Genomic DNA, 20,379 nt, shown 5'->3' with positions numbered 1-20,379 from the left:
AGCCCTGCTTCAGTGAAACCCAACATTAGCAAAAAATACCAAAGCTTGGCGTTGGGTTTCGTTCCATTGCTTCGCAACGCGAACAACCCAACCTACAAAATCTCACTATTTAACAAATATTTAGCAAGAATGAAATTTTCAAAACTTCCTTACTCAAAACTAATCATTTTTTTATGTCAATTTTGCCTTATAGCCACATTTATTATTGCCTGTCATAGTACAAAAAATCCTATAACTCAAAATCATATAAATAACAACACAACCAATAACACCTGTATTCAAAATCATAACCCTAATCAAGATTATTTCCCCACCAAATCTAAAATTAACTATGCTACAGGTTTTACAGTTGAATATCATAATCATTACAAAGTTGTGACGATTAAAAATCCCTGGCAGAATGCTAAAACTCAGTTTCAATATGTTTTAGTTCAGTGTGGAACTCCCACACCTTCAGGATTTAATCAAGCACAAATTATTACAGTTCCTGTTAATTCTGTCGTGGCTTTATCTACAACTCATTTACCTCATTTGGATAAATTAGGATTGGTGGATAAATTAATAGGTATTAGTAATACAAAACAAGTGAATACTCCGGCTGTAGTTCAGAGAATAAAAGCGGGAAAAGTTACCCAAGTAGGTAATAATTCTAATGTGGATATAGAAAAGTTGTTAGCATTAAATCCTGATTTGGTCACAACTTTTGGTACAGGAAATTCCCAAACAGATAGTTACGGTAAACTTACGGAAGCTGGTTTGAAAGTGGGGATAAATGCTGAATATATGGAAGATACGCCATTGGGAAGAAGCGAATGGTTAAAATTTACGGCTTTATTTTTTAATCAAGAAGAAAAAGCTGAAAAGATATTTCAAGAAATAGCAGATAAATATACAAAAATAGCCCAAAAAGCTCAATCTGTAAAAAATCGGCCGACGGTATTTGTTGGCTTTAATTTTAAAGGTACTTGGTTTATGTCTGGTGGTAAAAGTTATGTTGCTAAATATCTGAATGATGCAGGAGGTAATTATCTGTGGAGTAATGATAAATCTAATGGTAGTTTACCACTTTCTTTTGAAGTAGTTTTAGAACGTGCAGCTAAAGCTGATTATTGGTTAAATTCTCGCCAAGTTTGGCAGAGTTTAAAAGATGTTGTAGCTGAAGATAGTCGTTATGGTGATTTTCAAGCTGTAAAAACTGGAAATATTTATAATAATAATGCCCGTGTCAACGTAGATGGTGGTAATGATTATTGGGAAGGAGGAATTAGTAACCCCGATATTGTACTGGCAGATTTAATCAAAATTTTGCATCCAGAATTGTTACCGGAACATCAACTGTTTTATTACCGCAATTTGCCAAAATAATGTTTATGAAATCTGTGAAAAAACATTTTAATCCTCACTTATTCATTCCAGATAATATTTCCCTTAGAAGTTTATGTTTTGGGATATTAATTGTAGCTTTGCTATTAATATTTCTCTTAGATTTAGCTTTGGGTTCAGTTTCGATTCCTGTTGATGAAGTGGTAAATATTTTACTAGGAAAACAACCAGAAAAGATAACTCATAGCAATATAATTCTCAAATTTAGATTACCGAAAGCTTTAACTGCAACCTTAGCGGGTGCTGCTTTAGGTGTGAGTGGTTTACAAATGCAAACATTATTTAAAAATCCTTTAGCTGGACCTTTTGTATTAGGAATTAGTTCTGGTGCGAGTTTAGGAGTGGCGTTGGTGGTGTTAACTGCAAGTGTGACTGCACCAACTTTATTAAATAATTTGGGAATCATTGCTGATTTTGGATTAGTGATAGCTGCTAGTGTGGGTGCGGGTTCGGTTTTAGGTGTGATGTTGGTTGTTTCTCGTCGGGTGCAAGATACAATGACGCTGCTAATTTTAGGTTTATTATTTGGTTATGCTACTGGTGGAATTGTGAGTATTTTATTGCAATTTAGCACTAGAGAACGGATTCAAAGTTATATTATGTGGACTTTTGGTAGTTTTGCTGGTGTGACTTGGAAACAATTAATTGTGTTAATTCCGGTGATACTTTTAAGTTTATTAATAGCGTTGTTGCAATCAAAATCTCTAAATGCACTTTTGTTAGGTGAATCCTATGCCAGAAGTGTAGGTTTAACGGTAGAAAAAACTAGATTTTCTATTATTATCAGTGCTTCTATTTTAGCAGGTGGAATTACAGCTTTTTGTGGTCCTATCGCATTTTTGGGTGTGGCTATTCCTCATTTATGTCGGAGTTTGTTTAATACTTCTGACCATCGAATTTTAATTCACAGTGTGATAATTTTAGGGGCAATTTTAGCTTTAATAGCAGATTTGTTTTCTCAATTAGCAGTAAGTCAAATGGTTTTACCTTTAAATGCAATTACGGCTTTAATTGGTACTCCTGTTGTGACTTGGGTAATTTTAAAGCGTAATTCCCGCAAGTCTTTTCCATCCTAATTACTACTCGATTTTTTATAAATCAGAAAGTTACTTACCTATTCCCTATTCCCTGTTCCCTGTTCCCTAACTCAACAAATATGAGTAATGCAATTTTGACAACCCACAATTTGACTATTGGTTATCAAACATCCCGAAAAAATTTTCGGTGTGTAGCAGAGAATATTTCTGTATCTTTGCAAGCTGGGGAATTGGTGTGTTTATTGGGTCCCAATGGTGCAGGTAAATCTACATTATTGCGATCGCTTGCCGGAATGCAACCACCTGTAGCCGGTGAAGTCCGACTTTTAGATGATAATATCTACAATTTAGCACCCCAAGATTTAGCGAAACGGTTGAGTTTAGTTCTCACAGAAAAAGTTGATGGAGGGATGCTATCTGCTTATAATTTAGTAACTTTAGGACGACATCCTTATACTGACTGGTGGGGAAATTTGACTGCTGAGGATGAAGCAATAGTCCATTGGGCGATAAAATCTGTAGGTGCATTAAATTTAGTCTCCCGTCAAGTTAGCGAACTCAGTGATGGTGAACGACAAAAAATTATGATTGCCCGCGCTTTAGCGCAGTCTCCTATAGTCATGTTGCTAGATGAACCAACAGCATTTTTAGACTTACCCCGGCGAGTAGAAATTATGCAATTGTTGCGTAATTTAGCCAGGGAAACTAAACAAGCAATTCTCCTTTCTACCCATGATTTAGACTTAGCTTTGCGTCTAGCCGATCAAATTTGGCTATTAAATTCTCATGGGATTTTACAGGTAGGCGCACCAGAAGATTTAGTATTAAGTGGTGCATTTGCTAATACTTTCAACAGTGAAGGTGTGGAATTTGATATTTTTTCTGGTGAGTTTAATTTGCATACACCATTTAAAGGAGAAATTCAAGTTATGGGTGAGGGTATAGCTACTATATGGACTATTCGTGCTTTACAAAGAGTAGGTTTTCAGGTGAAACAAACTGAAAAATTTTCTTTTAATCAAAATGCTGCAAAAACACAATTAGTAGTAGAAGTTATATCAAAATCTCAAGAGAAATTTTGGCAAACCCAAGTCATAAATAATCATCCAGATGTGTATGTTCATAATTCACTATATGCAATGATTGATTTTTTAAATCAGAATGTCATTTCACTAGACAATTAAGGCTTGAGATATTTACCTGGTAGCTTATCAACATACATAAAGGATGATTGTTACCCAATTTTTAGATCAAATCTTGCAAGACTTTGCGGGTATTTTGCCAAGTCCAGAAACCAATCAATACTACAGTGATACTCATACCAAAAAGAACTGTTGCCAAGCCAAAAGCATTAACCAGCTTGGTTGTAATCAATAAAGGTGCAGACAGAGCAATATTAATGGCATGATTTTGAAAGCCAAATACCTTACCGTGCATTGCTGGGGGTGTGTGCTGTTGAATTAAGGTTTGCATTGGCACGTTAATTAATGCTGCACCTAAGCCCAAGAACACACAAAGTCCCAACACTAAAAATAAATTATGAGTAACAATAAACATTCCCAGTGCCAAGGACATAAACATAAAACCAATTAACGGCAAGGGTTTATGATGCAGTTTATGGCCAAAATGTCCCAAAATTCCTGCGCCTAAAACCATTCCCACACCGGCAGCAGCAACAAAGAAGCTAAAATCAGTTTGTTCTAGGTTCAATCTAGCAGCTAATCTAATAGATAATTCCAATAATGCCGCAAACACGCAATACAAAGCGACAATTTGCAACATCGCATTCCAGACCAAGCGGTTTTGTTTGAGATACGAAAAGCCTTGTAAAAATTCGGTGATAGGATTAGCTACGGATGTTTGTCTATGTTCTTTAAACTGAATCGGTAACATGATGATAGCTGATAACAGGTAGAAACCTCCTACTAAAAATTCTTTACCAAATTCAAAGTTGAGATACTCCGCCCAGTCTAAAATTGGCTTTCCCACAGCATAACCAACTATCAATGCTCCCATCATGGTGCTGCTAAATAAAGCATTAGCGGCCATTAAATTCTCTCGTTGCACCATTAGGGGAATAGTAGCTTGTTCCGCTGGGGCAAAAAACTGAGTTACCGAGGAGATACCAAAATTCAGTGCTAACAATATTCCTAACTGCCTGGGCAAGAAAGCTATACTTAATGTCAACAAGCCCCGCACGACATCAGAACCCACCATAATTAGCTTTTTGGGCATCCTATCAACAATCACACCACCAGCAGAACCGAAAAAAATCGCTGGTAGGGTAAAAGCCATATACATATAAAAGCGCCCTGTGCCTTCTGCTAAATTGGCAGGTAAGTATTTTTTCTCCAACAAATCAATCATTAAAATCAATAAAACCTTATCTGCTAACTGGGAAATGAGTTGCCCGATCCACAGGAGCATAAAATTACGGTTTTTTAGCAGTGCGCCAAAGCCGCTATTAACAGCAGTCGGTTCAGTGGGAAACATCACAAATAGGGAATAGGGAATTGGGAATTGGGAATTGGGAATTGGGAATTGGGAATAGGGAATTGGGAATTGGGAATTGGGAATAGCTGATTAAAAAACATAAAAGTGATTACCCAGTCACCAGTCCCCAGTCACTAGTCCCCAGTCCCCAGTCCCCAGTCCCCAGTCACCAGTCACCAGTCACCAGTCACCAGTCACCAGTCACCAGTCACCAGTCACCAGTCACCTGTTTAGCAAATTTTAACGCTTCCTGGGCTGTATTAATTTTACCCTCAGCTTGAGCGATCGCAATTTCACTCAAGATTTTACCCACAAGTGGCGACGCAGGAATATTTAGTGCTAAGATTACCTCTTTACCACTCACTAACGGTGAGGGGTGAGCTACCAAATCATCAGGGTTCAAGTAACGGTCGATTAAGGGTACATAAACGCATAGCGAATTATCGCCAGACATCGCCCCTACTACAAGATCATCTGCTAAGGCTAAGACAGTTGTAGCACTAAAAACAACTCCCACGTCCTGAAACAAAAAATACTGTTCTCGTAAGGACATATAACTAGCTTTTTTGAATTGCGGGAACAGTCGCAGGGACGTAGTTACACCCCGAATTTCTGCACGGCTATAGGTTAATTCCTGTAATTCGATTTCTGCTATTTCTGGGTTAGGGTGAAGTAAACACGCGAGTTTAGCAATAGCTAACCAAGTGGTTTTGATAGTATCACGGACAGGTTTTTGTAGTTCTTCCCCTAACTGTGGATATGTTTCTCTGATCAAGTTGTATGCCTGATCAACTGCGGCTAATTTCTCCAAGCTTTCACGGTTAGCATTTGTAAAAAAACTAGCTAATAAATTATCTTCCCAAGCACTTTTTAACCAAGGCGTACCTTGATAACTGTATAAAAGATAACTAATTTCTACCCGTACTCTTTCGGATGCAACTTTATTAATATCTGCGGCTAAGGTGCGAAGGGTGGTTTGGGTAGTTGGTTCTATTGTAAATCCCAGTTGTGCAGCTTGACGATAGGCACGCATTAAGCGCAAAGGGTCATCTTGCAGATTTTCGGGTGATATCATCCGTAATAAACCAGCTTCTATGTCTGCACAACCTTGGAGGGGGTCAATAATTTCCTGGGTGTGGGGATTATAGGCGATCGCATTGATGGTAAAATCCCTTCTGTGTAAATCAGTTAATAAACTATCCCCTTCCTGTTGGGCAAAATCAGCAGTAGCATGAGGAAAAACCACACGGGCAATATTTCTTTCAGCATCCAGTAACACAAAACCAGCATGATAATGTTTGGCGATCGCCCTTGCAACTTTCACCGCATCATCTGGGATCATAAAATCTAAATCTAAATATTCTCGACTTCTACCCAAAATCGCATCCCGCACCGCACCACCCACCATGTAAGCTGGTTGTGGCAACCATTCCAAGCTAAAAGGCCAATTTTGGGCATCTAGAATATCAACAATTGAATTATTCATCTACTGATTTACCAAAAATTCTGACTCCTGACTCCTGACTCCTGACTCCTCAATTCTCACTATTGTAATAAAAATCAACCCACTAACTAATGCTGAATATTTTGTCCTAAGCTACATTAACTATAAAGGTTCTAGGAGTTGGTTCTATTATGTGTATTTGCGTGAACTGCCACTATGTAGACCGTTGTGTAACCTACAACGCAGTAGAAACACAACACCAACAACCCCACTTAACAGAAAATCCCGATTTTGACCCCAATGAACCCTCGATTAATGTTAATATTCGCACAAAAGATGACATTATTGAAATGGAATGGGATGTTGTTGGTTGTCTCAGCTTTAAGAAAGAAATGGGTAAATGGTCTCAATTACGTCCTGGTGAATTAGTACCCACTTGAATTTTAGATTTTGGATTTTGGATTTTAGATTTTGTTTGATTTCAATTTGTAGAGATGTTTTCTAAAATGTCTCTACTTTATATTTGTGTAATTTATTGATGATTTATGGAGTAACAAACCACAGAGGACACAGAGAAATGATGTTTTTATTTGATATTATATTATAATTTACTTTGTTTATTTATTTTCAATCAACTACCTTGAACAATAATCTAGAAACTCTACCTGAAAAAAAATACGCTTTAGCACTGCACACTACTACACCGGAATTAGGTTTAGTAATTAGCAATTTTGCAGAGGATACCCGCGCCCATGTTTGGAATTTAGGACGTGAGGTATCTAGTCATATTCATCAATATTTAATTGATTTAATTAAACCTCAAAAATGGCAAGATTTACAATTTATTGCTGTGGCTAAGGGTCCCGGAGGTTTTACAGGTACTCGCATCGGTGTGGTTACTGCTCGTACTTTGGGACAACAGTTAGAAATTCCGGTTTTTGCAGTTTCTACTTTAGCTGCATTTGCCTGGTATGAAAAAAGTAAAAATTCAGAAATTCAACCAATTTTAGCTATTGAAATGCCCGCCCAAAGAGGTCAAGTTTTTGGGGCAATTTATCAAATTAATGCTGATAATTCTGGTATTAATGCTTTATTAGCAGATACTGTTTTTACACCAGAAAAATGGCAGGAAACTTTAAATAATTGGCAAACTGAATATCAATTAATTAAAGCCACATCTAGTTTAGCGGCAACTGTCACCAGTATTTTAGAATTAGCTTATTTAGATTGGCAACAAGGTAAACGTCCTCATTGGTCTGAAGCTTTACCCTATTATGGTCAACATCCTGTAGATGTTTAATAATAGAATTAATTAATGGTTGAATTAGTGGGTTAAACATTATGACGCTGACTCAAGATACTATCAAACCTGTGCAATTAATTCCACCTTTGGAAAATGGTGATAGACTTACTCGTTCTGAGTTTGAACGTCGTTATCATACCATGCCAGATGTGAAAAAAGCAGATTTAATTGAAGGAATTGTTTATATGGCATCACCTGTAAGAATTAGAAGTCATGGAAAACCCCATGCTTATATAATGGGTTGGTTAGCAACTTATGAGTCAGCTACACTAGGTGTAGAACTAGCGGATAATACTACTGTGCGTCTAGATGCAGATAACGAACCTCAACCAGATGCACTATTAAGAATTGAAAATGGGGGACAGTCGCGGATAAGTGAAGATGATTATGTGGAAGGTGCGCCAGAATTGATTGTAGAAATTGCGGCTAGTAGTGCGGCTATTGATGCCCATGATAAACTTAAAGTATATCGGCGAAATCAGGTACAAGAATATTTAATTTGGCGAGTTTATGACGGTGAGTTTGATTGGTTTATTTTAAAAGATGGAGAATATCGACGGTTAGAAGCTAATGCTGATGGGGTTTTTTGTTCTCAAGTGTTTCCTGGTTTATGGTTAGATAAATCTGCTTTGTTAGCTGGGAATTTAGCTAAGGTATTAGAGATTTTGCAGCAAGGTTTAGCGAGTCCAGAACATCAAATTTTTGTGGAACACTTAGGATAATTATCAATTGATAATTGACAATTGATAATTGTTTGATTTTTCACACTTAACGAAAAGTCTTGAAAATGATGTAGAAAAATTCGTAATTGATAATCCTAAATTTACGAATTACGAATTACGAATTACGAATTACGAATTACGAATTACAAATTACCAATTATGCTGTAACTTTAGCTAATGCCTTTTCTACTGTGTGTAATGCTTGATTGATGTCTGTATCTGTGACAATTAAAGGAGGTACAAACCGCACGACTTTAGGACCTGCTGGTACTAATAATAAACCTTCATCCATCGCCGCTTTCACAACATCAGCCGCAGTTAAAGAACTATCTTCTTTTATTTCCATCCCATTGATTAAACCCCAACCCCGCACTTCGGAAATATGATGAGGATATTTACGGGCAATCATTTTTAACCCTTCCCGTAAATGTGCGCCTTGTTCTTGCACGTTCTCTAAAATATTCTCTTTTTCCAAAGCTTGGCACACACTTAAAGCTACACCACAAGCAAAAGGATTTCCACCAAATGTACTAGCGTGTTCTCCTGGTTCAAAAATATCACAGAATTTCTTACTCATCATTGCACCGATGGGGATACCGCCACCTAGTCCTTTCGCACTGGTGAAAATATCAGGTTCTACTCCTAGATGTTCATAACCCCATAATTTACCACTGCGTCCCATCCCTACTTGCACTTCATCGAAAATCAATAAAATGCCGGTTTCATCACAAATTTCCCGTAATCTTTGAAAATACTTCTTATCTCCAGGACGAACTCCGCCTTCTCCCTGTAAGGGTTCAATTAAAATTGCACCGACGCGATAATTTCCTTCATCCAACTCAGTAACAGCCGCTTCCACCTCTTTAATATCGTTATATTTGACATAGTGGAAACCAGGCACTAAAGGATCAAAGTTTTTTTGATACTTTGGTTGTCCGGTAGCGGTGACAGTGGCTAATGTCCGGCCGTGAAAACTGGCATGGGCGGTTAAAATAATGGGGTGGGCAATTTCTAAAACGGTGTGAGCGTATTTTCTCGCTAGTTTAATTGCTGCTTCGTTGGCTTCAGCGCCAGAGTTGCAGAAAAACACCCGATCTGCACAGGAATGATCTACAATCCATTTGGCTAATTCCCCTTGTTCGGGAATATAGTATAAATTAGAGACATGATGCAGTTTTTGAATTTGGCGTGTGACTGCCTCTAGCATGACAGGGTGGGCGTGTCCCAAAGTACAAGTAGCTATTCCGGCCACAAAATCGAGATATTCCCTGCCTTGGGTATCCCAAACGCGACAGCCAGCACCTTGTTCTAAAGCTATGGGAAAGCGTCCGTAGGTAGACATCACCACTTGATTAAAACTGTCTGCACTAAAGGCATTCATATTTGAGGGATGTATCGGCTGTTCAACTAAACTTTGGATACTCACTACCGCACCTCCTGAAATTTTTAATTCTATAATCTATTTAGCAGGTTTTTCTAAATAATTCAAAATTTACTATAGTATGAGGAAGAAGTTTTTTTAACTTTTAATTTTTAAGTTTTAATTTTTCAGTCAGCATTTAACTTTTTGCTGATAGCTTAAGGTTGATTGGTTACGATAATTAACCAATTTATCAAACCTTCTGACTCCTGTAAGGGCGTTCGCGAAGCGTGCTGGAAGCATCAGTATTCGGGCGAACAATGAGCAATTTTATGAAAAGGCTGTTTTCCGAATGCTTCGCCCCTACTTCACCCCTATAACTTCTGACTCCTGAATTCTTACAATTGTCATTACCTGTGTATTCTACCCTTGAGCAAAAATATAAACGTATTCAACAAGAGCTAATGGCTGGGGCTGTAGCCCTAGTCTTTGTGTTCCTTAGTGGCACTTTATGGTATTGGTTGGTGGAGGGCTGGTCATGGGAAGATGCGGTTTACATGACAGTCATTACTTTAGCTACTGTAGGATATAGCGAAACTAACCCGCTAGAGAGTCGGGGACGTTTGTTTACAATTGTCCTGATTTTAATGGGTGTAATCAATCTCGGTTACATTGTCAATAGATTTACTCAAGCAGTAATTGAAGGTTATTTTCAAGAGGGTATTCGACTCAGACAACAAAGGCGTTTAATGGAATCATTAACTGGACATTATATTATCTGTGGTTTTAGTCGGACTGGACGACAAATCGCTAAGGAATTTCAGGCTGAAGGTGTGTCTTTTGCAGTGATTGATTCTGATTTTGAATCTGTGCAACAAGCTCAGTCAGAAGGTTATATTGTCTATCAGGGTGATGCTACCCTGGATGATACTTTGTTGAAGGTTGGTATTGAACGGGCAATTTGTATTGTGGCAGCTTTGCCTTCTGATGCGGAAAATTTATATACTGTTTTATCAGCAAAAACTCTCAATCCTAATATTCGGGCGATCGCACGGGCAAGTACAGAAGAAGCTGTACAAAAATTACAAAGAGGTGGGGCAGATGCGGTGATTTCCCCTTATATTACTGGAGGTAAACGCATGGCTGCGGCTGCACTCAGACCACAGATTTTAGACTTTGTAGATGGGATGCTTTCTGGTGCAGATCGTCAATTATATATGGAAGAATTTTTATTAGATGCGGCGTTCTGTCCTTTTGTGGGGCAAACTTTACAAAAAGCGAAATTGCGATCGCAAACTGGCGCATTAGTTTTAGCTATTCGTCGCAGTGATGGTAATCTCATTGGTGGACCAACGGGAGACACTGTTTTAATGTCAGGAGATACGCTAATTTGTATGGGTACGGCTGAACAACTGCGAAGTTTAAATCAAATTCTTGGACCTATTAATTCTCAACAACTAAGAAGACCAAAACAAAGTTAAGATTTGGGTTAAGATTGGGGATTTTCAATAGTTGTCACTGCTTAAATAATATGGGAGCAGAATTAACTAAACATCAACTTCCATCCATCCATGTAAAGGAGCGATCGCTTTCATTACCGATACCATAATATCTGGTGGTGCTGCCGAAAGTAACACACTGGGATAAACAGCAGCACCCCATTGAGGATGCACCAGTACACAGCATTTGTTTTTGATCACAGGATAATTTAGTAAAGCTTTAGCAACTGCTGTATCATCATGGGGAACAGGACCGGGATGGGAAAGTAAAGGATAACCTGTACGGGGATCAATTAAATCTGTGACATAACCGCGATCGCGCAAATTAAAAGCCACATCACAACCGAACCGCATAAACTTTTCCCGTAACCTTTCTTTTTCTGTTTCTGTTTCCGCAGTAATTTCTAAAAGTGGATATTTTGATTGTTGTAAAACAACCACCACCCACAAAAACTGTTGCTGTGTCCAATCTGGTAATATCTGTTCGCAGTTGGCACAGATATATTGACTGGGGTTATGAATAGAAATTTGTACAGCTTGTCCCGTTTTGCCAACTAAATTAATGGGATAGCCTGGCTCAGAAGTGCAAACACTGGAATAGTTCACCACATTTAATCTGTTTTTGCAAGTTTGTTTAATTATTCCTTGCTTATGATAATAACTCTGAAAACTTCTAAAAAATCATCAATATTTGATGTCAGGAGTTAGGAGTCAGGAGGAAACAGATTTGAGGTTTTATCAAGCAACTCTAAATTAATTGAGTTTTAAAGCATTGACTGGAACTTCATCCCAAGAATTTACAGTACGTAACTGTGCAACCCAACCATCTGCTTTTTGCTTATCAGTCAACCCTTTTTGAAAGGACTCATGACAATCTTGAGCTTGACTCTGATCACAACAAGCAATACAAGCATGAATCATTCCTGATGGATCAATTTGCTCATTTACCCAAATAGTCATAGATACCTCTTTTTAAATCTTGTGGTAAACTTTTGGTAAAACTGTTATATCATGTCCATCTGAAAACTTATCATATCTATAGTGATCCAATTTGATTCCTGAAATTATTTGTTTAGGCAGACAAGAGGCAGTCATGCAAAAGGCAAAAGGGTTTTAGAGAATTTCGGTGTACGGAGTTTTGTTCAATAATCAAATAGGAGTCCTATATTACGGCAGGTAATAGGGAATAGGATAAACAGAGGAGAAAAATTAAAAGCAAAATTAAATAACTTCTACCTCTTACCTCCTGCTGTGATTCAAAGTAAGGCTTGTTGGAGTGTTTCCAGTTTGACAGGTTTAGAGATAAAATTATTCATACCCATAGCCAAACATTTATGACGGGTTTCTGAGGAAATATCGGCAGTGAAGCCAATAATAGTGAGTTGTTGGCGATCGCTGTACAAAGTCCGAATTCTTTGGGTTGTTTCCAGTCCATCCATACCAGGCATTTGTATATCCATTAATATCACATCAAAATGCTGATGTTGCAATATTTCAATTGCCTCTTCTCCACTATCTACTGCTTGAGCTTGGTATCCCAAACGTTTCAACATCAATAAGGCAAATTTGCGGTTTACGGCATTATCATCCACAACCAAGACTTTTGCAGAATTCAAGGAACTTGGTTGAGAATTTACATCTTTCAAAGCTGGTGACTCAACCTTCTTGGCTTGAATATCAAACCGGAATTTACTACCAACACCCAAGGTACTTTCTACTGTTAATTGTCCACCCATGATTTCTACAAACTTGCGACTGATCGGTAGCCCTAAACCAGTTCCTGTTTGCGATCGCCTTCCTGCTTCCGATTGTCCAAAAACTTCAAAAATAGTTTCTATTTCTTCCCCAGCAATACCCACACCTGTATCTTCTACTGCAAAAAGTAAGTGATAACCTTTATCCAATGATTCCATATTTTCCACTACTAGGGTAATACCTCCATGCTCAGTAAACTTAATAGCATTACCCAACAAATTAATCAGCACCTGACGCAACTTAGCATCATCTGTAATAATGAAATCTGGCAAATTTTCCCCCAGTTCCAACTCCAAAGATAATCCTTTAGATTCTGCTTGCTGTCTTAGCATCTTCATCAAAGTAGTTACCAACTGGCGCAGGTGACAGGATTTTTCATTTAAGAAAACTTTCCCCGCTTCAATTTTGGACATTTCTAACACATCATCAATCAGTGAAAGTAGATGTTCAGCACTTTGATTGATGGTGTTAATAAAATCCCTTTGTTCTGCTTGTAGACTGGCATCTTTTTCTAATAGCTGACTAAATCCAATAATGGCATTTAGGGGAGTCCTTAACTCATGACTCATACTAGCAAGAAACTGACTTTTGGCACGGTTGGCAGTTTCAGCTGCCTCTTTGGCCTCTACAAGTTCACGTCTAGCTTGTTGCCGTTCTAGATGTGCCGAAATCGCTGCTGCTGCTGCACTGAGCAAGTTTACCTCTGCCCTTTCCCAAATTTCAGCAGTTATACAATTATCAAACCCAATAAAACCCCAAAACTGACCATTCACCAACAAGGGTAAGACTAAGATAGCCAAAATTCCCTGGGGTTGTAAAATTTCCCTTTCTGAATTGGGAAAATCACTAACCACACCATTGATAATCTTGCCACTAGAAAGAGTTTCTACCCATCTGGGAAAGAACTGGCCGTAGGGAAAATTTTGCAAGTTAGGGTTATCAATTTGTGAATCAATGCCTTGATTACACCATTCAGATTTTTGGCTTGTCAAAAAATTACCATCTGCATCATCATGATTGGCAAACAGATAAACACGGGATGCAGATGATGTTTCTCCTAACCATTGCAGAATTTGTGTGTAGTAGTTAGTGTCAAATTCATTAACTAACAGGTAATTCTGAACATTTACCAAAGTTGAAAGATAACGTTCCCTTACGGCTAAGGCTGCTTCTGCAAGTTTACGATCCGTGATATCTCGACCTACATATTGCATTTCTGCCCATACTGCTGTTGGTTTTATCTTGCCATTGCTGTGAATTTCAATTTCTTCAATTTGTATATACTCTCCCTCTAATGCCCGCACAAATGGTAATCTATCTTTAGGATAAAGTTGGTCTGTTCCCATTACATAAAGTTGATCAACCGTAGCCAAATTATCTAAGTCTTGCTCACTAATTGTTTCTATTCCTAGTAAGGATTTAGTAACTTGGTTTAAGTAAACTACAGAACCATCAATTTGATGAATCGCTACTCCTATGGGCAAACTTTCCAAAAATTGGTTAAGTTCTGCTTTACTCTCAGTCAATTCAGTAAATGATTGCTGTAATTGTTCTGCCATTTGGGTAAATGAATCAGACGGTTCACGAACTTCAATAATGGGAGTCGAAATTGGCGATATTTTCTGAAAGTCTCCTTGAGCAATTTGTCTAGCTGCTAAATTTAATTTCAGTAATGGTTGGGCAATTAACTGTGTAGTGAAGAATCCCATTGCTGTGGACAATAAAAAAGCTACACCGCACAAGAAAATGGTTTTTTCAGTAGCAGATTTAATTTCTGCCATAAAATTTGATTCTGGCAAAACGATCACTATCAACCAATCTAAACCAAGATCATCTTGCCAAGGAGAAATGAGCACAAAATATTTTTGATGTTTAATTTTGACTTGTATTTGTTCCTCATTGACAATATTTGTGAAACTGCCCCATTTTTTATGAATTTTTGTCCCCACCTGCCGAATAATTAAGTCTTGACTGTTAGAAACTTGCAATCTTTGTGCTTTACCATTAAGCATTTGAAATGGGCTTTCTTGGGTAGAACTGGCAACTAGCATTCCTGACCGTTCTAGAATAAATGCTTTACCTAAAGATTCTGGTTTTAGCTGTTGCAAAAAATTACTGATGTAAGTTAAACTTAAATCTGTGCCAAGAGCGCCAATAAATTTTCCTTGACGATCATAAAGTGGATAGCTGGCAGCAATTGACATAACTTCTGGATTTGTGTCCCAATTGTAGATTTTGCTCCAGATTGGTTTACCTACTTTCACTACTTGAGAAAACCAAGCTTCGTTTCTGGGTTCATAAGCTTGCACGGCAACTAATTTTGTGCGATCGCCTGCCAAATTTGTATTATATTTATAAGACTTTCCCTGTTCTTTCCCTAGAGGAATTTCTGCAATTTGCGCTATTCCAGCACCGTAATCACCAGCACCAATATATTCGCCTCTCGCTGTAGCAAATTGAATATAACTAGCTCCAAATGTTCGTAACTGTTTGACAAAATACTTACCGGTAGCTGAAAAATTCAATAAGTTCAGTTGTCCAGATTCGTAAGCATCTACATTTAATTGATTGATCTTAACAGGTGTTTCCAAATAATTACTAATTTTCTGCTGAATGCGATCATTAATTTCTAACTGTAAATCAACAACTAGTTTGTTAACTGCCAAGGAGCCGTTTTGATAGGAAAAATATCCCACTAGGGCAACAACACAGACAATTTGTAAAACAAATGGAACTATTAGTATCCGTCGTAATGGTGCTGTCCCTAATTTTTTAATAATCCACTGTTGATCAGTATGGCTCTTCATGTTTTCAACAGAGTACAAATTCTTTGATTATGATTGTCAGATGCTTTAGTCTGACAGGTTGTTTCAGATGGCCGTTTGCTAATAATAACTGAATGCTTACCATCAAATTAGTTTGAGGCAACTATCCCAGAGGAAGTCTCAAAAATCTCAACCTACTGCTGGGATGTAAACACTCCAGACTCAATGAAGTAGTCTATCTCTAGTTCATCTTTCCATCTTCCATATAAATAATCCGATCTGCTATATCTAAAATGCGGTTATCGTGAGTCACAAGCAAAATGGTACAACCTTGCTCTTTCGCTAATTTTTGCATTAATTCTACCACATCCCGTCCTGATTGTTTATCTAATGAAGCAGTAGGTTCATCTGCTAATACTATTTTAGGATGACTCACTAAAGCACGGGCGATCGCTACTCTTTGTTTTTGTCCTCCTGATAAACTCTCTGGATAGTAATCTACACGATCTCCTAACCCAACTTCTTCTAACATGGAAATAGCTTTAGTATTAATATCTTGATTTAAATATTCTTTATGCAACTCTAAGGACATTCTCACATTTTCTTTAGCTGTTAAAAAGGTCATCAAATTATGCGCTTGGAAAATATAACCAATTTGACGACGCAATTTAGTTAACTTGCTTTTACTTGCTCCCCGCATTTCTTGATTTAATATTTGCAAACTTCCTGCTTGAGCAGAACGTAACCCACCCATTAATGATAATAAGGTGGTTTTACCTGAACCAGAAGGACCAGTCATAATCACAATTTCCCCGGCTTTAATTTCTAAGTTTATATCAAATAATACTTGTTTTTTTAAATTTCCTTCACCAAAATAATGATTGAGTTGAGTAACATGAATTACTGTATCTGAAGCAATTTTTGATTGAGTATTAATTTTTAACATGGTTTGTTGTGAGTATTTTGTGATGGTTTGTAGTCAGTAATTTATTGCCTATTCTTGCTGAACACATCAGGACTAAAGTCCTGACTACGAACTTTTTAGCAACTTTAAAAAATGTCCGCAGGGTCAGCAGAACGAAGTTTTTTCAGGGCGATCGCTCCTGAAACACTACACATAATTACAGTCATAATAAACACTGTAATTGCCCGATCTACTTTCATAGAAATGGGTAACATAGTGGCTGCAAAGGTGAGTTGATATAATCCAAAAGAAAGAAAAAATGCCGGTAAATAACCTAAAATAGCTAATAATAAAGCCTCTTGTATTAAAACTCCTAAAAGATAACTATCTGTATAACCCATTGCTTTAAGAGTTGCATATTCTGGAAGATGATCGGAAACGTCAGAATAAAGAATCTGATAAACAATCACAATACCAACAATAAATCCAACTCCTACACCCAAACCAAAAATAAAACCAATACCTGTACCATTAGCCCAATAATTCTTTTCTTTTTGGGCAAAATCTTCTGTTGTTCCTATTTCTACAAAGGGATTTTTAGGATCTGGATTTAATCCTATTCTCAGTTGTGTTTTGATTTTCTCCACATCTGCACCCGGTTGGAGATTAATTAAACCTACTTCAATTTGATCGGGTTTACGTTCAGGAAATAATTGCAAAAAAGTGGAATCACTCGTAATCACATTACCATCAGCAGCAAAGGAAGCACCATTACTAAATACACCTTTAACACTCACAGATTTGCTATTTAATTCTGTTTGAAAATTGCCTGTTTTTTGGAATATTTCACCTACAGCACCATATTCTGGACGGCCAGCTTGATCAAACATCACTTGATTTAGTGGTTTGAGAGCATCATTATTTTTTTGCACTTCTGGAAATTTCAATCCTGGTTGATTTGGATCGACTCCCCAAACTAAAATAGCTCGATCAATTCGTGTTTCAGGATTGCGCCATTGTCCTGTACCAATATAAACAGAATTAACTGATTTTACTCCATTATAACTTAATGCTTGATATAGTTTATCTCTGGAAAAACTTTTTACAGAAAACAAGGTATTAAACTGAGGATTAATCAATACTAAATCTGCGGATAAATTGCGATGTGGTTGAATAGCTGCATCAAACAATGCACTTTCAAAACCCATCTGAATAAAAATCAACATATCAGCAAAAGTAATTCCCGCGACTGCAACAGCTAACCGCGTTTTTTCTTTCATTAACTGACGCAAAGCAAGAGGTGTTTTCAGAAATAGTTTTTTAGTCATTAGTTGTTAGTCAGGAGTCAGGAGTCAGGAGTCAGGAGTTAGAATTTAGAAGAGGAAAACATTTTAACCAATTAGCAATTACCAATTACCAATTACCAATTACCAATTACCAATTACCCATTACCCATTACAATTCAATTGCTGTTTGTACTTGTAAGTTGGTTAAACCTGCAACTTTTTTACTATCTTCAGGAGTGAGTTTAATTTTAACTTCAATAACTCGACTGTCTAAATTTTCCCCTGGTTGGTTACTAAACACATTTTGACGATTGACTTGTAAACCAATTTGGGCAACTTCTCCGAGCAGTTCACCTGTAAATGTAGGACTGATAATTACAGCTTTTTGTCCAATCTTTATCTTACTAATATCAGTTTGATAAACTTCTGCTACTGCTAACATTTGTTCTGTTTGTGCAAAGTCAGCAATACCAGATTCACTTATTTTCTCACCGACACGGGTATGAATTTTGAGAATTTTTCCTGTCATGGGAGCGCGAATAAATGCTGCTTGGAGTTCGGTTTGGGCGCGTTTAAGATCAGCGATCGCACTTTCAACTTCTGTTTGTGCTAAGTTCACATCTACAGGACGAACTTCGGCAATACTGTTAAGTGTAGCTTTGGCTTCGCTAATTTGTTTATTGCTAGTAGTGTTAATTCTATTTAATGCTACTTTTGCTTCTGCTAATTGTTTGGTTGCTGTAGAATTTATACGTTCAATAACTGCTTTTGCTTCACTTAATTTTTGTTTGGCAGTTTCCACATTTAACCGTTTACTATCAATTAAAGAATTAGAAATTGCACCCTCTGAATATAACTGTTGATAACGTTGATATTCTGATTCTGCATTATTTAATTCTGCGGTTAATTTATTAATAGTTGCTTGTTGGGCAATTCTATCACCTTGCCATTGAGCTTCTATTCTGGCAATATTTTGTTGTTGGGCGTTTTTATCACCTTCATACTGGGCTTTTATTCTTTCAAGATTAGCTTTTTGTGCTTGAATTTCTCCAGTTTTAGCTCCAGCTTTTATTTGCTCAAGTTTGGCTTGGGCAACTCTCACTTGTTTCTCAGCTTGTTGGACAGCATTTTCTAAGGCATAACGGGATGTTAAAATCGCTATTACCTCTCCTGCTTTCACTATATTACCTTCTTTAAAGAGGATTTTTTCTACTCTATCTCCATCTAATGCTAAAGGTGCAGATAGCTTAATTACTTCTGTTTCTGGTTCTAATCTTCCTAAAGTTGTCACCTTACTAGGAATAGCAGCAGTTTCTGTTAATTCTCCAGTGGCGGCATTGCCAATTTTACTAAAATTAGAAATACCGTAAATTACAATTCCCGCAGTTATAGCTGTGGCTGCTAAAACCAAAACAATTAACCCTTGTTTTCCTGGTTTCAATAATAATTTATAACTCATTTTTTTGACTCCCCACAATAAAAAAATCTGCGTTTATCTGCGTCTATCTGCGTTCAATTAATGATATTTACTTTTTCTTTGTCTGTAAATAAGCTGTTAACATTTCCCCTAAAAGTTGGCATTGTTCCAGGAAATCAATTGTTTCATCACCCCATAATTTTTCCAGAATTACACCGTTGACAAAACTCAATACAAATGATGCTAAAACTTGATCTTCAATACCCAAAAATTCACAAGCTGCTTGTTGATATCTTTTGTTAGCACGTTTAAAAACTTTGCTATTATTCAGCATGGTTTTTGAGTCTTGATTTTGACAAAAATCAACCCAAACATAGGTCCATTTAATTAGGTAATCTTCATTGTTGACAAGATAATTACCCAAAGCTGTCATCATTTCTGAAATGTTGTTTTTCCCTCCTAATTCTGCTAAAGCTGCAATCACATCTTGCTGACTAATTTCTTCTACCAGTTGCTCAAATAAAGCTTGTTTACTGGGGAAGTAATGATAAAGAGTACCCGTGGAAACCCCTAAACCGTTAGCAATTTGCCGCATGGTGATAGCGCCATATCCTTTATCGGCAAATAAGTCAAAACACTTGCCGAGTAATTCTTTGCGGTATTGTTCATGATCCACAATTTTCGGCATATTTGATGTTTTGTTGTTTTTTATATCGAACGGTCGTTATTTTAAGGTAATATCAGAGATAGAATTTTGTCAAGGTGTCAGCTTTTAACAAACCGCTATCCGGTTTCCCGAATTTTTAAGTTGGGTAGGTCTTGTATAGTGAAATCAGGTGAGTTGCTATAATCTTAACAGATTTTATAAATTTTTTGGAAAAATTTACATTTGTAGGTGTATCTCACTAAATAGGGTTTGCTGAAAAAGTCCCTTCGTTGAGGCAGGGAATAGGGAATAGGGAATAGGGAATAGTTTTAGCTATCTGTTATCCCCAGATTTTCTAATTTATG

At 37.2% G+C, this 20,379-nt stretch carries 17 protein-coding genes; 7 read left to right on the top strand and 10 right to left on the bottom strand.

The genetic code is table 11. From position 1 onward, the window contains the following. The first annotated feature begins 129 nt into the window (after window positions 1-129). The 3 genes from H6F47_RS17600 (at window position 130) to H6F47_RS17590 (ending at window position 3,604) form a co-directional block, all read left to right on the top strand. Complete coding sequence (locus H6F47_RS17600) at window positions 130-1,365, top strand: ABC transporter substrate-binding protein (protein ID WP_190347585.1); 1,236 nt, start codon at window positions 130-132, stop codon at window positions 1,363-1,365. 5 nt (window positions 1,366-1,370) lie between these two features. After that, window positions 1,371-2,459, top strand: coding sequence for an iron ABC transporter permease (locus H6F47_RS17595; RefSeq protein WP_242027426.1), 1,089 nt, complete (start codon window positions 1,371-1,373; stop codon window positions 2,457-2,459). An 80-nt stretch (window positions 2,460-2,539) separates the two neighbouring features. After that, entirely contained in the window at window positions 2,540-3,604 is a 1,065-nt protein-coding gene (locus tag H6F47_RS17590) for an ABC transporter ATP-binding protein (RefSeq protein ID WP_137668159.1), read from the top strand. Window positions 3,605-3,665: 61 nt separating this feature from the next. On the opposite strand, the gene H6F47_RS17585 is transcribed toward H6F47_RS17590, so the two are convergent. Beyond that, window positions 3,666-4,913: an MFS transporter gene (locus H6F47_RS17585; RefSeq protein WP_190347593.1), complete on the bottom strand. Its 1,248-nt coding sequence runs from the start codon at window positions 4,911-4,913 to the stop codon at window positions 3,666-3,668. A gap of 208 nt (window positions 4,914-5,121) precedes the next feature. After that, window positions 5,122-6,399: a CCA tRNA nucleotidyltransferase gene (locus tag H6F47_RS17580; protein ID WP_190650255.1), complete on the bottom strand. Its 1,278-nt coding sequence runs from the start codon at window positions 6,397-6,399 to the stop codon at window positions 5,122-5,124. Between the two features lie 149 nt (window positions 6,400-6,548). Here H6F47_RS17580 and H6F47_RS17575 point away from each other — a divergent pair, with 149 nt between their 5' ends. From H6F47_RS17575 to H6F47_RS17565, 3 genes are all read left to right on the top strand, one after another. Next, on the top strand, window positions 6,549-6,797 hold the full coding sequence (locus H6F47_RS17575) for a Ycf34 family protein (RefSeq protein WP_096571636.1): 249 nt from the start codon (window positions 6,549-6,551) through the stop codon (window positions 6,795-6,797). A gap of 200 nt (window positions 6,798-6,997) precedes the next feature. Next, on the top strand, window positions 6,998-7,657 hold the full coding sequence (tsaB, locus tag H6F47_RS17570) for a tRNA (adenosine(37)-N6)-threonylcarbamoyltransferase complex dimerization subunit type 1 TsaB (RefSeq protein ID WP_190650253.1): 660 nt from the start codon (window positions 6,998-7,000) through the stop codon (window positions 7,655-7,657). Between the two features lie 41 nt (window positions 7,658-7,698). Beyond that, window positions 7,699-8,382 (top strand): Uma2 family endonuclease, encoded by a 684-nt coding sequence (locus tag H6F47_RS17565; RefSeq protein ID WP_190346148.1) that lies wholly within the window; start codon window positions 7,699-7,701, stop codon window positions 8,380-8,382. Window positions 8,383-8,539: 157 nt separating this feature from the next. Here the strand turns inward: H6F47_RS17565 and H6F47_RS17560 are convergent, their stop codons facing one another. Next, window positions 8,540-9,808: an acetylornithine/succinylornithine family transaminase gene (locus H6F47_RS17560; RefSeq protein ID WP_190650251.1), complete on the bottom strand. Its 1,269-nt coding sequence runs from the start codon at window positions 9,806-9,808 to the stop codon at window positions 8,540-8,542. A gap of 350 nt (window positions 9,809-10,158) precedes the next feature. Here H6F47_RS17560 and H6F47_RS17555 point away from each other — a divergent pair, with 350 nt between their 5' ends. After that, complete coding sequence (locus H6F47_RS17555; protein WP_307722500.1) at window positions 10,159-11,223, top strand: potassium channel protein; 1,065 nt, start codon at window positions 10,159-10,161, stop codon at window positions 11,221-11,223. Between the two features lie 66 nt (window positions 11,224-11,289). On the opposite strand, the gene H6F47_RS17550 is transcribed toward H6F47_RS17555, so the two are convergent. The 7 genes from H6F47_RS17550 to H6F47_RS17520 form a co-directional block, all read right to left on the bottom strand. After that, a complete protein-coding gene (locus H6F47_RS17550) occupies window positions 11,290-11,850 on the bottom strand; it encodes a methylmalonic aciduria and homocystinuria type D protein (RefSeq protein WP_096571640.1) in 561 nt (186 codons plus the stop codon). A gap of 144 nt (window positions 11,851-11,994) precedes the next feature. Further along, window positions 11,995-12,201, bottom strand: coding sequence for a glycogen debranching protein (locus H6F47_RS17545; RefSeq protein WP_096571641.1), 207 nt, complete (start codon window positions 12,199-12,201; stop codon window positions 11,995-11,997). Between the two features lie 296 nt (window positions 12,202-12,497). Beyond that, window positions 12,498-15,803 carry a response regulator gene (locus H6F47_RS17540; protein ID WP_190346146.1) on the bottom strand — a complete coding sequence of 1,102 codons (3,306 nt, stop codon included), beginning with the start codon at window positions 15,801-15,803 and terminating at the stop codon, window positions 12,498-12,500. 199 nt (window positions 15,804-16,002) lie between these two features. Beyond that, the gene (locus tag H6F47_RS17535; RefSeq protein ID WP_096571642.1) at window positions 16,003-16,707 is read right to left on the bottom strand and encodes a DevA family ABC transporter ATP-binding protein; all 705 of its coding nucleotides are present in this window, start codon (window positions 16,705-16,707) and stop codon (window positions 16,003-16,005) included. A gap of 104 nt (window positions 16,708-16,811) precedes the next feature. Beyond that, window positions 16,812-17,993, bottom strand: coding sequence for an ABC transporter permease DevC (devC, locus tag H6F47_RS17530; protein WP_096571643.1), 1,182 nt, complete (start codon window positions 17,991-17,993; stop codon window positions 16,812-16,814). Window positions 17,994-18,120: 127 nt separating this feature from the next. Continuing rightward, window positions 18,121-19,410 carry an ABC exporter membrane fusion protein gene (locus tag H6F47_RS17525; protein ID WP_190650249.1) on the bottom strand — a complete coding sequence of 430 codons (1,290 nt, stop codon included), beginning with the start codon at window positions 19,408-19,410 and terminating at the stop codon, window positions 18,121-18,123. Between the two features lie 67 nt (window positions 19,411-19,477). Continuing rightward, complete coding sequence (locus H6F47_RS17520; RefSeq protein ID WP_096571645.1) at window positions 19,478-20,056, bottom strand: TetR/AcrR family transcriptional regulator; 579 nt, start codon at window positions 20,054-20,056, stop codon at window positions 19,478-19,480. Window positions 20,057-20,379: the final 323 nt, after the last annotated feature.

This window comes from Sphaerospermopsis sp. FACHB-1094 (genome assembly GCF_014696195.1).
Lineage (GTDB): Bacteria > Cyanobacteriota > Cyanobacteriia > Cyanobacteriales > Nostocaceae > Sphaerospermopsis > Sphaerospermopsis kisseleviana.
The sequence above is the reverse complement of the archived record's forward strand: the minus strand, read 5'-3'. Positions and strand labels throughout refer to the sequence as shown.

What these genes read in the sequence shown, in the direction of transcription:
- H6F47_RS17600 (WP_190347585.1), top strand. Translation starts at nt 130, where the DNA reads ATGAAATTTTCAAAACTTCCTTACTCAAAACTAATCATTTTTTTATGT.
- H6F47_RS17595 (WP_242027426.1), top strand. Translation starts at nt 1,371, where the DNA reads ATGAAATCTGTGAAAAAACATTTTAATCCTCACTTATTCATTCCAGAT.
- H6F47_RS17590 (WP_137668159.1), top strand. Translation starts at nt 2,540, where the DNA reads ATGAGTAATGCAATTTTGACAACCCACAATTTGACTATTGGTTATCAA.
- H6F47_RS17585 (WP_190347593.1), bottom strand. Translation starts at nt 4,913, where the DNA reads ATGTTTCCCACTGAACCGACTGCTGTTAATAGCGGCTTTGGCGCACTG.
- H6F47_RS17580 (WP_190650255.1), bottom strand. Translation starts at nt 6,399, where the DNA reads ATGAATAATTCAATTGTTGATATTCTAGATGCCCAAAATTGGCCTTTT.
- H6F47_RS17575 (WP_096571636.1), top strand. Translation starts at nt 6,549, where the DNA reads ATGTGTATTTGCGTGAACTGCCACTATGTAGACCGTTGTGTAACCTAC.
- H6F47_RS17565 (WP_190346148.1), top strand. Translation starts at nt 7,699, where the DNA reads ATGACGCTGACTCAAGATACTATCAAACCTGTGCAATTAATTCCACCT.
- H6F47_RS17545 (WP_096571641.1), bottom strand. Translation starts at nt 12,201, where the DNA reads ATGACTATTTGGGTAAATGAGCAAATTGATCCATCAGGAATGATTCAT.
- H6F47_RS17540 (WP_190346146.1), bottom strand. Translation starts at nt 15,803, where the DNA reads ATGAAGAGCCATACTGATCAACAGTGGATTATTAAAAAATTAGGGACA.
- H6F47_RS17535 (WP_096571642.1), bottom strand. Translation starts at nt 16,707, where the DNA reads ATGTTAAAAATTAATACTCAATCAAAAATTGCTTCAGATACAGTAATT.
- devC (WP_096571643.1), bottom strand. Translation starts at nt 17,993, where the DNA reads ATGACTAAAAAACTATTTCTGAAAACACCTCTTGCTTTGCGTCAGTTA.
- H6F47_RS17525 (WP_190650249.1), bottom strand. Translation starts at nt 19,410, where the DNA reads ATGAGTTATAAATTATTATTGAAACCAGGAAAACAAGGGTTAATTGTT.
- H6F47_RS17520 (WP_096571645.1), bottom strand. Translation starts at nt 20,056, where the DNA reads ATGCCGAAAATTGTGGATCATGAACAATACCGCAAAGAATTACTCGGC.